12 protein-coding genes are annotated in these 14,998 nt (G+C 71.1%); 8 read left to right on the forward strand and 4 right to left on the reverse strand.

Annotated elements, in window-relative coordinates; genetic code table 11:
• The first annotated feature begins 1 nt into the window (after nt 1).
• From ACFFQA_RS17435 to ACFFQA_RS17460, 6 genes are all read left to right on the forward strand, one after another.
• A complete protein-coding gene (locus ACFFQA_RS17435; RefSeq protein ID WP_377853019.1) occupies nt 2–748 on the forward strand; it encodes an acetoacetate decarboxylase in 747 nt (248 codons plus the stop codon).
• Nucleotides 745–1,695, forward strand: coding sequence for a 3-hydroxyacyl-CoA dehydrogenase NAD-binding domain-containing protein (locus tag ACFFQA_RS17440; RefSeq protein ID WP_377853020.1), 951 nt, complete (start codon nt 745–747; stop codon nt 1,693–1,695). Before ACFFQA_RS17435 ends, ACFFQA_RS17440 begins: the two co-directional genes overlap by 4 nt.
• Nucleotides 1,692–2,876 carry an acyl-CoA dehydrogenase family protein gene (locus ACFFQA_RS17445; protein WP_377853021.1) on the forward strand — a complete coding sequence of 395 codons (1,185 nt, stop codon included), beginning with the start codon at nt 1,692–1,694 and terminating at the stop codon, nt 2,874–2,876. The genes ACFFQA_RS17440 and ACFFQA_RS17445 overlap by 4 nt, the downstream gene beginning before the upstream one ends.
• 97 nt (nt 2,877–2,973) lie before the next feature.
• Nucleotides 2,974–3,585, forward strand: coding sequence for an acyl-CoA-like ligand-binding transcription factor (locus ACFFQA_RS17450; RefSeq protein WP_377853022.1), 612 nt, complete (start codon nt 2,974–2,976; stop codon nt 3,583–3,585).
• The gene (locus ACFFQA_RS17455; protein WP_377853023.1) at nt 3,579–5,312 is read left to right on the forward strand and encodes an ABC transporter ATP-binding protein; all 1,734 of its coding nucleotides are present in this window, start codon (nt 3,579–3,581) and stop codon (nt 5,310–5,312) included. Before ACFFQA_RS17450 ends, ACFFQA_RS17455 begins: the two co-directional genes overlap by 7 nt.
• A 53-nt stretch (nt 5,313–5,365) precedes the next feature.
• Nucleotides 5,366–7,264 carry an ABC transporter ATP-binding protein gene (locus ACFFQA_RS17460; protein ID WP_377853058.1) on the forward strand — a complete coding sequence of 633 codons (1,899 nt, stop codon included), beginning with the start codon at nt 5,366–5,368 and terminating at the stop codon, nt 7,262–7,264.
• A gap of 78 nt (nt 7,265–7,342) precedes the next feature.
• Here the strand turns inward: ACFFQA_RS17460 and ACFFQA_RS17465 are convergent, their stop codons facing one another.
• Nucleotides 7,343–7,936 carry a class I SAM-dependent methyltransferase gene (locus ACFFQA_RS17465; RefSeq protein ID WP_377853024.1) on the reverse strand — a complete coding sequence of 198 codons (594 nt, stop codon included), beginning with the start codon at nt 7,934–7,936 and terminating at the stop codon, nt 7,343–7,345.
• Between the two features lie 108 nt (nt 7,937–8,044).
• Here ACFFQA_RS17465 and ACFFQA_RS17470 point away from each other — a divergent pair, with 108 nt between their 5' ends.
• The gene (locus ACFFQA_RS17470; RefSeq protein WP_377853025.1) at nt 8,045–8,380 is read left to right on the forward strand and encodes a hypothetical protein; all 336 of its coding nucleotides are present in this window, start codon (nt 8,045–8,047) and stop codon (nt 8,378–8,380) included.
• Between the two features lie 187 nt (nt 8,381–8,567).
• Here ACFFQA_RS17470 and ACFFQA_RS17475 read toward each other — a convergent pair whose 3' ends face one another.
• A complete protein-coding gene (locus tag ACFFQA_RS17475) occupies nt 8,568–9,005 on the reverse strand; it encodes a MarR family winged helix-turn-helix transcriptional regulator (RefSeq protein ID WP_377853026.1) in 438 nt (145 codons plus the stop codon).
• Nucleotides 9,006–9,088: 83 nt separating this feature from the next.
• Between ACFFQA_RS17475 and ACFFQA_RS17480 the strand changes: the two genes are divergently transcribed.
• Nucleotides 9,089–9,445, forward strand: coding sequence for a DUF5313 family protein (locus tag ACFFQA_RS17480; protein WP_377853027.1), 357 nt, complete (start codon nt 9,089–9,091; stop codon nt 9,443–9,445).
• Here ACFFQA_RS17480 and ACFFQA_RS17485 read toward each other — a convergent pair.
• Entirely contained in the window at nt 9,427–10,626 is a 1,200-nt protein-coding gene (locus tag ACFFQA_RS17485; RefSeq protein ID WP_377853028.1) for an MFS transporter, read from the reverse strand. The genes ACFFQA_RS17480 and ACFFQA_RS17485 overlap by 19 nt on opposite strands.
• A gap of 67 nt (nt 10,627–10,693) precedes the next feature.
• Entirely contained in the window at nt 10,694–14,896 is a 4,203-nt protein-coding gene (locus ACFFQA_RS17490; RefSeq protein WP_377853029.1) for an acyltransferase domain-containing protein, read from the reverse strand.
• Between the last annotated feature and the right edge of the window lie 102 nt (nt 14,897–14,998).

The raw sequence follows: 14,998 nt of genomic DNA on the forward strand, positions 1-14,998 counted from the left end.
CGTGCGAAGCCAGGATGTGCTCCAGCACGTGACCACGCCGCTGGTGAACCCCGCGTTCGCCCCCGTGACGCCCAGGTTCACCGACCGCGAGTACCTGAACATCGTCTACCGCACCGACATCGACGCGCTGCGCGCCGTGGTCCCGGAGCCGCTGCGGATCGAAGAACCGTTGGTGCGCTTCGAGGTCATGAAGATGGGCGACGTCAGCGGCTACGGCCCCTACACCGAGTCCGGGCAGGCGATCCCGGTCAGCTTCGAGGGTGAGCGCGGCGAGTTCCTGCACGCCATGTACCTCGACAACTTCCCGGCGACCGCGTCCGGCCGCGAGGTGAGCGCGTACCCGAAAACCATTGGCACGCCGAGGTTGTACGTCGACCACGGCGCTCTGGTCGGCACGTTGGACTACGGCTCGCTCCGGGTGGCGACGGCGACCATGGGCTACAAGCACCACTCGCTCGACCCGGCCGAGGCCGCCGCGCAGATCACCGTTCCGACCTACATGCTCAAGCTGGCGCCGGGCTACGACGGCGCACCACGAGTCGCGGAGCTGGTCCGTTCCCGGATCACCGACATCACCGTGAAGCAGGCGTGGACCGGACCGGCCCGGTTGCAGCTGTTCGAGCACGTGCTCGCGCCGATGGCCGACCTCCCCGTGCTGGAGGTCGTCTCCGCGAGCCACATCATCACCGACCTCACCCTGCCCAGGGTCACGCCGGTGCACGACTACCTCTCGGAGGCTCAGCGATGAGAACCGCTGTCATCGGCGCGGGCACGATCGGTCTGTCCTGGGCGGCGCTGTTCGCCGCGCACGGCGCCGAGGTCCGCGTCACCGACCCCCGACCCGACCTCGCCGACGCGGTTCGCGAGGCACTGACCACCTTCGGACCGCACCTCGCGACCCAAGGGCTCGACGTGCGAGGGATCGCCGACCGCGTGCACTTGGCGGACAGCGTCGCCGAAGCGGTTCACGGCGCGGACATCGTGCAGGAGAACGGTCCCGAGGACGTGGAGCTCAAGCGGAAGCTGTTCGCCGAGGTGGCCCGCGAGGCCCCCGCGCACGCGTTGTTGCTCAGCTCCTCCTCGGCGATCCCCTCGACCGCGTTCACCGGTGATCTGTCCACTGAGGACGCTGCGAGAGTCCTCATCGGACACCCGTTCAACCCGCCGCACATCATGCCGCTGGTCGAGGTCGTTCCCGGCGAACGCACCGCCGAGGACGCGGTCCGGCGCGCGGTGGAGTTCTACCGCTCCGTCGGCCGCACCCCGGTCGTGGAGCGCAAGGAGCTGCCGGGATTCGTCGGCAACCGGTTGCAGAACGCGTTGCAGCGCGAGGCTGTTCACCTTGTGCAGCAAGGTGTTGTGACTCCCGCAGAACTGGACACCGTGATCACGAACTCGCTCGGTCTGCGGTGGGCGACCGTGGGGCCGTTCCTCGGCTCACACCTCGGTGGCGGCCCGGGCGGGTACCGGCACATGAGCGAGCACATCGGCGCGTCGATGCGACGGATGTGGGACTCCCTGGGGACTCCTTCGCTGTCACCGGAGTCCCAGGAGCGGGTGATCGAGGCCGTCGAGCGCGACTACGGCGGCTCCTCCTACGCCGAGCTGACCAAGACGCGCGACCGCAAGCAGCTCGCGGTGCTGTCCGCGACAACAGCGTCGGAGAAGACAACGGGATCGGAGAACCAGTCATGACCAACGACCTGCTCACCGCGGACTTCTACGCCTACGAGGACCTGCTGGCCGAGGACGAGCGCAAGATCCTGACCCGGGTCCGGGAGTTCCTGCGCACCGAGATCAGCCCGCACGTCAACGAGTACTGGGCCAAGGGCGAGTTCCCGCGCGAGTTCATCGGCAAGTTCCGCGAGCTCGGCCTTGCCGGGCTGGCCTACGAGGGCTACGGCGACCCGCTGCCCAGGGCGAGCAACCTGCTGCTCGGCACGCTGGCCATGGAGTACAGCCGGGTGGACGCCTCCACCGGCACGTTCTACGGCGTCCACAGTGGACTCGCGATGTACAGCGTGTACCAGGGCGGCGACCAGGAGCAGCGGGACCGGTGGCTGCCCGCGATGGCCGCGATGGACAAGATCGGCGCGTTCGCGATGACCGAGCCGCTCGGCGGCTCCGACGTCGCTGGCGGCATGCGCACCACCGCGCGGCGCGTGGGTGAGGAGTGGGTGCTCAACGGCGCGAAACGCTGGATCGGCAACGCCACCTTCGCCGACCTCATCGTGGTGTGGGCGCGCGACGAGGCCGACGACAAGGTCAAGGGGTTCGTCGTCGAGAAGGGCGCTCCGGGCTTCACGGCGGTGAAGATCGAGGGCAAGACCGGATTCCGCATCGTGGAGAACGCCGAGATCACCCTGACCGACGTGCGGGTGCCCGAGGCCAACCGGCTCCAGCGGATCAACTCCTTCCGCGACGTCGCGGAGATCCTGCGCGCCACCCGCGGCGGCGTCGCGTGGCAGGCGCTGGGCGTGATGGTCGGCGCCTACGAGCTCGCGCTGAGCTACGCCAAGGAGCGCGAGCAGTTCGGCCGCCCGATCGCGCGGTTCCAGCTCGTGCAGGACCTGCTCGTGCGCAGCCTCGGCAACATCACCGCGTCGTGGGGCATGCTGGCGCAGCTCGCGCGGCTGCAGGACCAGGGCGTCTTCCGCGACGAGCACTCCTCGTTGGCCAAGGCCCACGTCACCGCGCGGATGCGCGAGGTGGTGGCGTGGTGCCGGGAGCTCTTCGGCGGCAACGGCATCGTGCTCGACCACGACATCGCGCGGTTCTTCGCCGACGCTGAAGCGATCTACTCGTTCGAGGGCACCCGTGAGATGAACACGCTGATCGTGGGCAAGGCGGTCACCGGCCACTCGGCCTTCGTCTGAGCCGGTCCGATATGCCCCCGGATCACCCGATTCGGGGGCATTCGTGCGGTTACGCAATTTTGCGCGCCACGCAAAAAGTGTGTGTAAGGTGTCCGGCGTGGGACTGCGAGAACGCAAGAAGCTGGCGGCGCGCGAGGCGCTGAGCTGGGCGGCGCTCAAGCTCGCCATGGAGAACGGCCCGGAGAACGTGCGCGTCGAGCAGATCGCCGCCGAGGCCGGGGTCTCCCCCAGGACGTTCAACAACTACTTCTCCAGCAAGGAGGAGGCGATCTGCGCCATCGGCGTGGACCGCCAGGAACGGATCCGCTCCGCGCTGCTTGCGCGGCCCGCCGACGAGCCGCTGTGGGACGCGGTGATCAGCTCCGTGCTGGAGCAGTACGGCGGCGAGCCCGACCGCGAGCAGGTCGCCAGGGTGCGGCTGCAGATGCGGCACTCCTCGTTGCAGGGCGAGCACCTCAAGGCCCGCGCCGCCATCGAGCGCGTGCTCGCCGAGGGCATCGCCGAGCGGATCGGCGTGGATATCCGAATTGACATGTATCCGAGCCTTGTTGCGGGTGCGGTGTCCAGCGCGACCCGGGTGGCCATGGACCACTGGCTGAACTCCGGCACCGAACAACGGCTCGTCCCGCTGCTGACCGAGGCGTTACGGGCCGTCGCCGCCGGCCTGCCCGAACCGCTACCACCACGCCGAAAGAAGCCGCCGTGCTGACCAGACTGCTCCGCACCCATCTCCGGCCGTACTCCCGGCCGCTGCTGCTCGTGTCCCTGTTCCAGCTCGCGCAGACCCTGGCGGCCCTCTACCTGCCGACCCTCAACGCCGACATCATCGACAACGGCGTGGTCAAGGGCGACACCGGCTACATCATCGAGGTCGGCGCGGTCATGCTCGCCGTCACGCTGGTGCAGATCGCCTGTTCGATCGGCGCGGTCTACTTCGGCGCGCGCACCGCCATGGCGCTCGGCAGGGACGTGCGCTCGGCGGTCTTCCACCGGGTGCAGGACTTCTCCGCCCGCGAGGTCGGCCACTTCGGCACGCCATCGCTGATCACCAGGACCACCAACGACGTCCAGCAGGTGCAGATGCTGGCGCTGATGACGTTCAACCTGGTGGCATCGGCGCCGATCATGGCGGTCGGCGGCATCCTGATGGCGCTCAACCAGGACGTGCCGCTGTCCTCGCTGCTGCTGGTCGCGGTGCCGCTGCTGGGCATCGCGGTCGGCGTGGTGGTCTCCAGGATGCGCCCGGCCTTCCGCTCCATGCAGACCCGCATCGACGCCATCAACCGCGTGCTGCGCGAGCAGATCAGCGGTATCCGGGTGATCCGCGCGTTCGTCCGCGACACCCACGAGCGCGAGCGCTTCACCGCGGCCAACACCGACCTGCTCGCGGTGTCGCTGCGGGTGGGCAGGCTGACCGCGTTGATGTCACCGGTGGTGATGTTCGTCTTCAACGCCTCCAGCGTCGCCGTGCTGTGGTTCGGCGCCGGGCGCATCGACAGCGGGTCCATGCAGGTCGGCGCGCTGACCGCGTTCCTGTCCTACCTGATGCAGATCCTGATGTCGGTGATGATGGCGACGTTCATGTTCATGATGGTGCCGCGCGCCGAGGTCTGCGCCGAGCGCATCCAGGAGGTGCTCCAGACCTCCTCCAGCGTGGTGCTCGCGGAGAACCCGGTGACGCTGACCGCCCCGCGCGGTGAGCTCGAACTGCGCGGCGTCGGGTTCCGGTACCCCGGAGCGGAACGGCCCGTGCTGCACGGGATCGACCTGGTCGCCCGGCCCGGCGAGACCACCGCGATCATCGGCAGCACCGGCAGCGGCAAGACCACGCTGCTCAACCTGGTGCCCCGCCTCGTCGACGCCACCGAGGGCAGAGTGCTCATCGACGGCGTCGACGTCCGCCAGCTCGACGCGGACTCGTTGCCGGCTGCCGTCGGCCTTGTGCCGCAACGGGCCTACCTGTTCTCCGGCACCATCGCCTCGAACCTGCGCTACGGCAAGCCGGACGCGACCGACGAGGAGCTGTGGCACGCGCTGGAGATCGCGCAGGCCCGCGACTTCGTGGAACGGCTGCCGGAGGGCCTCGACGCGCCGGTCGCCCAGGGCGGCACCAACGTCTCCGGTGGTCAGCGGCAGCGCCTGGCCATCGCCAGGATGCTGGTGAACCGCCCGCCGATCTACCTCTTCGACGACTCCTTCTCCGCGCTGGACTACGCGACCGACGCGGCGCTGCGGACCGCGCTCGCCGGTGAGACCGCACAGTCCACAGTGGTCATCGTCGCCCAGCGGATCAGCACCATCAGGCACGCGGACCGCATCGTGGTGCTCGACGACGGCCGCGTGGTCGGCACCGGAAGCCACCAGGAGCTGATGGTCTCCTGCGAGGTCTACCGCGAGATCGTGCTCTCCCAGCTCAGCGAACAGGAGGCGGCGTGAGTACCCCGACGACCACCAGGTCCGCACCGCCGGCGGGTCCCGGCGGCAACGCGATGGCCCGCATGATGGGCGGCCCGCCCGCCAAGGCCACCGACTTCCGCGGCTCCGTGCGCAGGCTGTTCGGGCTGCTGGCCCCGCAGCGGATCGCGCTCGTGGGCATCCTGGCCGTCGGTGCCGTCAGCGTCGCGCTGACGGTCGTCGGCCCGATGGTGCTGGGCCGCGCGACCGACCTGATCTTCTCCGGCGTCGTCAGCAAGCAGTTCCCCGCGGGCCTGACGAAGGACCAGGTGATCGCCGGGCTGCGCGCCGAGGGCAGGGACACGCTCGCGGACACCTTCGCCGCGATGGACATCCGGCCCGGCCAGGGCATCGACTTCACCCACGTCGGCGAGGTCCTGCTGTTCGTGCTGGGCCTGTTCGTCGTGGCGTCGCTGTTCGCCTTCGTGCAGGGCAGGCTGACCGCGCGCGTGGTCCAGCACGCCGTGTTCGACCTGCGCGAGCGCGTCGAGGCGAAGTTCGCCAGGCTGCCGCTGAGCTACTTCGACCGCCAGCCGCGCGGCGAGGTGCTGAGCAAGGTCACCAACGACATCGACAACCTGGCGCAGTCGATGCAGCAGACGCTGAGCCAGATGATGACCTCGCTGCTGACCATCGTCGGCGTGCTGGTGATGATGGTCGTGGTCTCGCCGCTGCTCGCGCTGGTCGCGCTGGTGACGGTGCCGCTGTCGGTGCTGGTGGCGGCGAAGGTCGGCAAGCGCGCCCAGCCGCAGTTCGTCAAGCAGTGGGCCACCACCGGCAAGCTCAACGGGCACATCGAGGAGATGTTCACCGGCCACTCGCTGGTCAAGGTCTTCGGCAGGCGCGAGCAGGCGGAACAGACCTTCCGCGAGCACAACGAGAACCTCTTCGACGCCAGCTACCGCTCCCAGTTCATCTCCGGCCTGATCCAGCCCGCGATCATGTTCCTGGGCAACGTGAACTACGTGCTGATCGCGGTGGTCGGCGCACTGCGGGTGTCCTCGGGCGCACTGTCCCTCGGCGACGTGCAGGCGTTCATCCAGTACTCAAGGCAGTTCAGCCAGCCCCTGACCCAGGTCGCCGCGATGGCCAACCTGCTGCAGTCCGGTGTGGTCTCCGCCGAGCGGGTCTTCGCGCTGCTGGACGCGGAAGAGCAGTCGCCGGAGCCCGCCTCCCCCGTGCGCCAGAACGAGGTGCGCGGCCACGTGGAGTTCGAGCACGTGTCCTTCCGCTACCAGGAGGACACCCCGCTCATCGAGGACCTGTCGTTGTCCGTCCAACCCGGACGGACGGTGGCGATCGTCGGCCCCACGGGTGCGGGCAAGACCACGCTGGTGAACCTGCTGATGCGCTTCTACGAGCTCGACGGCGGGCGGATCACCCTGGACGGCGTGGACATCGCGGAGATGACCCGCGAGGACGTCCGCGCCAAGACGGGAATGGTGCTCCAGGACGCCTGGCTCTTCGGCGGGACGATCGCGGAGAACATCGCCTACGGCTCGCCGGGCGCCACGCGGGAGCAGATCGTGGCGGCGGCGGAGGCGACGCACGTGGACCGCCTGGTGCGGACGCTGCCAGACGGCTACGACACGGTCGTCGACGAGGAGGGCGGCAACATCAGCGCGGGTGAGCGCCAGCTGATCACCGTCGCCCGTGCCTTCCTCGCCGAACCGGCGATCCTGATCCTGGACGAGGCGACCAGCTCGGTGGACACCAGGACCGAGGTCCTGATCCAGCGCGCGATGAACGCGCTGCGCGAAGGCCGCACCAGCTTCGTGATCGCGCATCGCCTGTCCACGATCCGCGACGCGGACCTGATCCTGGTGATGGAGTCGGGCAGGATCGTCGAGCAGGGCACCCACTCCTCGCTCCTGGAAGCGGGCGGTCACTACGCCCGCCTCTACGCCGCCCAGTTCGCCGAAGCCATCACCTAGCCCTTTCTCGCCATTCGCGGGCTTATGGACGCTTTCAGGGCACTCCGGAGGTCCATAAGCCCGCGAATGGCCGGGGTTCTAGCGGGGGTGGCAGTGGTAGGCGGTCACCGGGGGCATGTTGGCCCAGACCGTTCCGCGCGGCCGAACATCGCCGAAGGTGTCCGTGAGCAGTGCGAGGAACTCGCGGCCCGCTTCGGTGCGCGCTCGGTGCACGGAGAGCAGGGTCGCGAACCACCCTTGCGGGTGCAGCGCCTTCGCCACCGCCGCGAGCACCGCACGCTGGTCCGGCGGTGGCATCACCGTCCACGGAAGCGCGCTGACCACGGCGTCGACCCGCTCGACATCGAGGTCGTCGAGGATGCGGGAGAGGTCGACCGCCGACCCCGCCACCACTTCGACCCTGGGTGAGCTGGTGCGTCTCAGACGGGCGGCGAAGCCGTCGTTGACCTCCACCGCCAGCAGCCTGGCGGTCGGGGTGAGGGCGGCGTCGAGCTGCCTGGTGATCGCGCCGGTCCCCGCGCCGAGCTCGACGACCGCACCGAGGCCGTCCAGTGCCTCGCCGCCGAGCAGGGCCTGGCCGCAGCGGCGGGTGCTCGGCACGAACGCGCCCGTGCTCAGCGGCTTGCGCAGGGAACCGAGGACAAACGGGACGAGGTCCCAGGAGCGGCTCATAACTGGTTCTGTTCCCGAATGCTTCCCTGCCGGAAACGTGGACCTGGACAGTCTCTGACGCGATTGGCACACTCCGCGCGCTCCATCCCTGCGCACTTGGAGGCCGTTGTGAACCGCAGAACCATGATCCGCTCCGCCGCTGTGGCCGGAACCGCCGCCGCGCTGCCCGCGACCGCCGGCGCGAGCGCCGCCCCGCCGAACCAGTGGACCCCCGAGGAGCTCAAGGACCGCAAACGGTGCCTGGACGCCGGGCTCACCGAGGACGAGGCGGACTGCTGGCTGCTGGTGGCCCGGGCCGGCGCGAAGTTCTTCGAGCTGCCCGAGCTGCACCCGTCGACCAAGCCCGAGGTCGCGCAGGCCATCCACGTGATGCAGGACAAGCTGCTGATGCGTCCCACCTACCGCAAGTACCGCGGCTCCACCACGCGCTACCTCAACCCCTAAGCCCCGCCCCCGTGCCCCCGTGTGCGCGTGGGCCGGCTGGCGAGGCCGGGGTTTTCGCGTTTTGTCACCTTATTGCGCAAAAGAGCGCTCCCATTTCGCATCAAGGTGACAAAACGCGAAACGGGGGCACGCGGGTGAAGGCGCCGGGGGGAGTGGTGAGGTGGTGTTGCCGCTTGCAGGACACGACCTAGTCGGCCGCCGCGGCGATCACTCTCGTCAGGGCCTGGTGCAGGCTTTCCAGCTCGTCGAGGGGGATGCCGAGCCGTGCGACCACGGCGGGCGGGATCTTCTCGGCCTCGGCGCGGAGGTCGCGCCCGGCGGCGGTCAGGGTGACCGCGAGGCTGCGCTCGTCGCGGCTGTCCCGCTCGCGGCGCACGAGGCCGTTCGCCTCCAGCCGCTTCAGCAGCGGTGACAGCGTTCCGGGGTCGAGCTGCAACAGGCGGCTGAGGTCCTTCACCGACAGCGGCGCGTACTGCCACAGCGCCAGCATCACCAGGTACTGCGGGTGGGTCAGCCCCATCGGCTCCAGCAGCGGCCGGTAGATCGCCACCACCGAACGCGCCGCCACCGACAGCGCGAAGCACACCTGCCGCTCCAGTTCGAGCGGGTCCGCCTGCTGAGTCACACCGGAGACCCTACCAATAGTTGGTACACTAACCATTGGTGTGGCAAACATGGCAACGTGCCAGTTCCATCCGAGGAGGACCCATGCGGCGCCCGAACCCGGTGTTGTGGCTCTGGTACGCCTTCGGCGGGAAGCTGCCCGCGCGCTACCGCGACTGGGTGGTGCACGACCTGACCTGCCGGACCTGGTTCCTGCGGCACGTGCTCCGGTCGCTGGTGATGGTCTCCCCCGCCCTCGGGCTGATGTACCTGGTGTTCGGCGTCGCCCTGGCCGGTCCGCCGGAGGTCGTGCTGCTCGCCCTGGTGCTGGGCCTGATCGTCGGCGTCTACTACTCGCTGTCCTACGCGCCGGAGAGCGCGGACACGCGGCTCACCAAGTACGGATTCCCGCGCGGCCACGCCACCGACACCCGGAAGGCCCGTCAGGTCAGCGTGACCTGATCGGCTTGCCCGGTCCCCGCCGCCCTGGAGCGCTCCGCCCAGCGCACGGCCGGTCCGACCGCGAGGCTGGTGACCAGGAAGACCCCGCCGAGCACCAGCCAGCCGGGCACGCCCCAGCTCAGGATCAGCGTGGTCAGCAGCAGTGGGGCGATCACCCGCGCGACCGCGAGCCCGTTGCTGAACAGGCCCTGGTACTGGCCGTGCTTGTCCGGCGGGGCCAGCGCGAAGCTGATCTCCCACGCTCCCGCCGAGTGCACCATCTCGCCGTAGGTCTGCACCCCGGCCGCGCCGAGCAGGATCAGCGCCGCCACCCAGGCCGAGGTGTCCAGCGCGGACAACGAGAAGGCGGCGCAGGCGATGAGCAGCAGCACCCCGGCCCCGCGCATCGACCGGGCGGCGGAGCGCAGGTCGGTCACCCGCCGGGCGACGCGCACCTGGAACAGCATCACCGACGCCGTGTTGACCAGCAGGATCACCGAGACCATCCAGCTCGGCGCGTCGGTGTACTGGACGATCCACAGCGGCGTCGCCAGGGTGATCAACGGGATGTGCAGCAACATGATCATGTTGAGCAGCGACAGCAGCGCGTACGGCCGGTCGCGCAGCACCTCCAGCTTCGGCCCGGTGCCCGGCGCGGGCGGGACCTCGGGCAGCGGCCGCAGGATCACCGCGCACACGAGGAACGTCACCGCGTCCATCGCGAAGATCGTCATGTAGGCGGCGGCGTTGTCGAAGTACAGCGCCAGGCCGCCCAGCGCCGCGCCGACCGCGATCCCGCCGTTGACGGCGGCCTGGATGACCGCGCGGGTCCTGGTGCGCTCGGCGGGCGGGACCAGCCCGGCCAGCAGCGCCTGACGCGCGGCGGTCAGCCCGCACTGGCAGCTGGTGTACAGGCACACGGCGGCCAGGAACGGCGCGAACGACCGCACGAACAGGAACAGGCTGATCGCCGCCGCCGTTGCCAGCGCGAGCAGGATCGCCGTGCTCCTGGGCCCGCGCCGGTCGGCGAGGTGACCGAGTGGCACCCCGACGAGGAAGCCGACCGCCCAGCCGATGGTCAGGCCGAGGCCGACCTGGGTCGGCGACAGCCCGACGACCCGGGTGAAGTACAGCGCCGAGGTCACGTAGAAGGCGCCGTCGCCGATGGAGTTGGTCAGCTGCGCCGCCGCCAGTCTTCGCATGCGCCGCATGCTACGGAGCAGGTCTGACAACGCCAGCGGAAAACGTTGTCCCGCAACGCTTTCGAGATCAAAGACCGCCGCGGTTGCACACCGCCGCCCGTGGGCCGCGACGCGCAGCGACCGGACGGCCACGCAGCGCTGGCGCCAGCCGCCACAGTCGCGCGTCGATCCGCGCGTCGCTCATCGCCAGCACCAGCATGTCGGTCTCGACCCCGCCCAGGGCGAGCACTCCGTCCGGGGCCGCCCCGTCGAGCGCGGCGCGGAGGTGCTCGGCGAACTGCTCGCGGTTCCACTGCCCCGCTTCCACCGACCGCACGGTGACGCCGCGCTGGGCGAGCGCGTCGCGGAGGGCCCCGCCCAACGGGCTGTCGGCGCCCGCGGCCGTGACCAGGAGCCAGGTCCCCGTCACCGGGCACTCCGATTGGCGGTTGTGGTTGTCCCACCACGAGCTCAGCGCGGGCAGCACCGCGCCGAACTCCGGATCGGGCCCGGACCGCCAGAACTCCCCCGTCGGCCGGACCGGGGTCGCCGCGCGCTGGAACGGGTAGGTCGGCAGCTCGACCGGGCGGGCCCCGGTCCCCGAGAAGAACTCCGCCCAGTCCAGCTCGACGCCCCGGTCGTGCAGCTGGGCGAGGGCGGTCACCACCGAACGGGTCTCGGTCTCGTCGGGGTGCAGCAGGGCCACCAGCGCGGTGCCCGGCGAGATCCCGACCCCGCGCTCCGGCATGGTGGTGAGCACGGCGAGGGAGCCGAGGCTCAGGCGCGGCGCCGCCCCCACCGCGCGCACCGCCTCCCGCGCGTGCCGCAGCCAGTAGTCGGGCGTGCTGATCCCCTGTCCCATGACGAGCGGGACCACCGGCTCGGCGAGCTCCAGCAGGTCGAGCACCTGGCCGAACCGCAGGAGCATCGGCGCGAGCAGCCCGCCGTGCTCGGCCCGGTCCACGTGCAGCCGCTTCGCGGGCACTCCCCTACCGGCGAACCACTCCTGGACCCGCAGGACGGCGTCCTCAGCCCCGGAGACGATCACGGACCGCGGACCGCGGACGCCGACGACGGTGACGTCTTCCGGCAACTGGTCGCGGACGTGGTGTTCGGTACCGGAGACACAGATCATCGCTCCACCAAGCGGAAACGCCCGCAGCAGCCGGGCACGCGCCGCCACGAGCGCGCAGGCGTCGGCCAGCGAGAGCACCCCGGCGCAGTGCGCGGCGCTGACCTCGCCGACGCCCCGGCCGCCGAGCCGCGTCGGCGTGAGGCCCCAGTGCTCGGCGAGCCGGTACAGCGCGACCTCGGCGGCGAAGGTCCCGGCCTGCGCGTAGGCGGTCCGGTCCAGCCCGTCCGGTGGCTCCTCCGCGAACACCACGTCCCGCAACGGGTGGTCCAGCAACGAGTCGATCTCGGCGCACACCTCGTCGAACGCCTCGGCGAACACCGGGAACCCCGCGTGCAGCTCCCGGCCGAACGCGGGTGGGGCCTCGCCGGTGAAGTAGAAGCAGGGTTCCGGGGAGCCCGTGCCCCGCACGTCGAGCTCGCCCGCGGCGATGGCGGTCAGCCCGACGAGGGCCTCATGGCGGTCTCCGACGACCGAGACCCGCAACGGCAGCGCGGCGCGGGTGGTGGCCAGGGAGTACGCCACGTCGGTGAGGCTCAGTCCGGGGTTGGCCTCCAGGTGCGCGAGGAGCCGCCGGACCTGGTCGCGCAGTCCTCCCGAGTCGGCCGCCGACACCAGCAGCGGCGTGTCCGGCAGGTCGCGGACGGCCCCTACGCGCTCCGGGGCGCCGACCGCCTCCAGGATCAGGTGCGCGCTGGTCTCGGCGCCACCGGACGTTGAGATCCCGGCCCAGCCGTGGAAACCCGACGCCAAGCGCGGCAACTCGCCGAGATCGTCCACATCGGACGGTCGAAGGCCCGCGGCACGCAGCGCTTGGGCAACGGCGCGGTGCGGAGTCGAGCCGACGGCGCTGCCCTCGATCACCGCGAGCACCCGCCGGCCGTTGCGGCGGGCGTCGGAGAAGCGCTCCAGCACCAGCGTCGTCGCACTGTCGGCTTCACCCGCTCCGCCCGCGACCGCGAGGTCGCACTCGTCGTCGCGCAGCGCCTTGGCCGCCATGTGCACGGCGACCAGCGGGCCGTCCACGTCGATCACCGGACCGCCCAGCCCGAAGGCCCGCGCGATCTGCCGGGAACCGCCGCCGAAGACGCCGGACCTGCTCTCCCGCAGGGATGTCGGGTCGATTCCGGCGAGCTCGAAGGCTTCCCACGTGAGCTCCAGCAGCGCGCGCTGCGCGTCGTCCACACCCACGGCGTCGAAGCCGAACAGCACGGCGTCGAACCCGCGCTCGTCCGCGATGCGGCTGCGGTGCGCCAGCGCCACGATCGCGATCCGGTCATCGGCGGCGTCCTGTCCGGAGTCGTCGGACACGGCGTCCCTTTCCTCCGCGCCGTCCGCGAAGTCCAACACGGCCACGAGGTGATCGGCGAGCGCCTGCGGTGTCGCGCACTCCAGGACCAACTCGGCGGACAGGTTCAGCTCGCAGTGCGCCGCGACGCGACCGGCCAGCTCCAGTGCCAGCATCGAGTCGAAACCCAGTCGAGCCAGGGGCATCATGGGCAGCACGTCGTCGGCGTCGCGGTGGCCGAGCACCGACGCGGCCTCCTCGCGCACCATCCGCAGCAGTGCCCGCCTGCGCCCCGCCGGAGAGAGCCTGGCCAACCCGCGCAGCACCAGCGACCGCACTGTCGCGTCGGCGACGGTGTCGGCCGCGACATCGGCGGGCGGATCGCTCAGCACGACGGCCGAGCCCACCACGATCTCGCTCAGGTTCGCGTCTCCGAGCTCGACGAACACGGTGTGGCCGTCGTCGAGCAGGGAGCTGACCGCGAGCTCGAACCGCTCGGCCCGCACGAGGTTTCGGTGCCAGTACGCCGCGTCCAGCTCGGCGCCGTCGAGGACCTGGCCGGTCACCGAGGAGACGAAGCTCGTCGATGCGGAGGTCGGGGCGAGCGAGCCCAGCATCGCCAGCAGGCAGCCGCGGGCCTCGTCCGGATGGGGTGGCGGGAGCGCCGCGCCTTCGTCGGCGGCCAGCATCGCCAGTGCCTGGGACCGGATCGCCGCGACCCGCGCACCGTCCTCAAGGGACAGCGCGCCCGCGACCACCGCCGCCGCGACCTCGCCACCGCCGTCGCCGACGACCGCGTCGGGCAGCACCCCGGCCGCCGACCACACCTCCGCCAGCGCGACCTGCACGGCGAAGAGCACGGCCTGGTCGACGTCGATCCCCTCCGCCGAGCCTGCGAGGACCTCGAAGAGGTCCCAGTCCGTGTGGGGCCGCAACGCCTCCGCGCACTCGGCCATCCTGGCGGCGAAGACCGGGGAGCCGTCGAGCAGGTCCCTCCACTGTGGAGTGTTGTCGGAGAAGACGAACACCGCGTGCCGGTGCGGTCTCAGCGCGTGCGGGGTGACGTCGGCGAGAAGGTGCGTCGGCGGCGCGGCTGGCTCGACGGCCGGGTGGCCGCACAGCACCAGGTGGCAGTCGGCCGCGCTGACCGCGGCCACGGGGAAGCCCGCCCACTCCCCGGTCTCGTCCTGGACGCGGAGGTTCGGGCCGGGAACGGGGACGGCGCTGGGCACCAGCTCCCGGTTGCTCACCCCGAGCACGACCTTGATCAGCCCGGCGGTCGCCGACCCGGCCGAGCCGACCGGGACCGGGGCGCTGGGCGCCGCGCCCCCGTGCAGCTCCACGTAGCCGACCTCGTCCCCCGCGATGCCCGCGCTCTCGTACGCCTCGTGCGGCGAGGTCGCGCTGCCCGCGAGCACGCAGTAGACCGGATCCCCGTCGGCCAGCGCGGCCGAGCGGAACTTCAGCAGCACCAGGCCGCCACTGGCCGCGTCCGGCTCGGCACCGCCGGCGAGCGCGGCGACGCACTCCCCGCGCCGCATGCTCTCGGCGGCGAGGTGCACGGCGAGCAGGGCCGAGCCGACGGACTCACTGGGGCCGTACAGGCCCAGCAGGTGCGACACCTGCTCGGCCCGGCCACGGACGAACACCGCCGTGCGGCTGCCGCGGTAGCGGTCGGGGTGGATCCCCGCGTCCGCGAACGCCTCCCGCCCGAGCTCGACCACGAGGTCGTGGCCGGGCACCACGAGGACGGGGCGGGCCGTCCGACCGGCGCGCAGCTGCTCGGCGAACCGGGCAGGCCCCCGCGCCCCCGGGAACCGGCATGCCATGCCGACGACAACGATCGGATCGACGTCGGGCGGGGTCTTCATCGGCCTCCCTCTTCCACCGGTGGCGCGCGACACCTGTGCAACCTAGGGAGGGCGGGCCCCGTGCTCCGACCCCTATCGGCCGGAAACCGCCCCCAGTTCTGG

Source organism: Allokutzneria oryzae, from assembly GCF_042429765.1.
GTDB classification, from domain to species: Bacteria; Actinomycetota; Actinomycetes; order Mycobacteriales; family Pseudonocardiaceae; genus Allokutzneria; species Allokutzneria oryzae.

Coding starts and splice junctions, on each gene's coding strand:
- ACFFQA_RS17440 (WP_377853020.1), top strand. CDS start 745: ATGAGAACCGCTGTCATCGGCGCGGGCACGATCGGTCTGTCCTGGGCG.
- ACFFQA_RS17445 (WP_377853021.1), top strand. CDS start 1,692: ATGACCAACGACCTGCTCACCGCGGACTTCTACGCCTACGAGGACCTG.
- ACFFQA_RS17485 (WP_377853028.1), bottom strand. CDS start 10,626: ATGCGAAGACTGGCGGCGGCGCAGCTGACCAACTCCATCGGCGACGGC.
- ACFFQA_RS17460 (WP_377853058.1), top strand. CDS start 5,366: ATGGCCCGCATGATGGGCGGCCCGCCCGCCAAGGCCACCGACTTCCGC.
- ACFFQA_RS17465 (WP_377853024.1), bottom strand. CDS start 7,936: ATGAGCCGCTCCTGGGACCTCGTCCCGTTTGTCCTCGGTTCCCTGCGC.
- ACFFQA_RS17490 (WP_377853029.1), bottom strand. CDS start 14,896: ATGAAGACCCCGCCCGACGTCGATCCGATCGTTGTCGTCGGCATGGCA.
- ACFFQA_RS17480 (WP_377853027.1), top strand. CDS start 9,089: ATGCGGCGCCCGAACCCGGTGTTGTGGCTCTGGTACGCCTTCGGCGGG.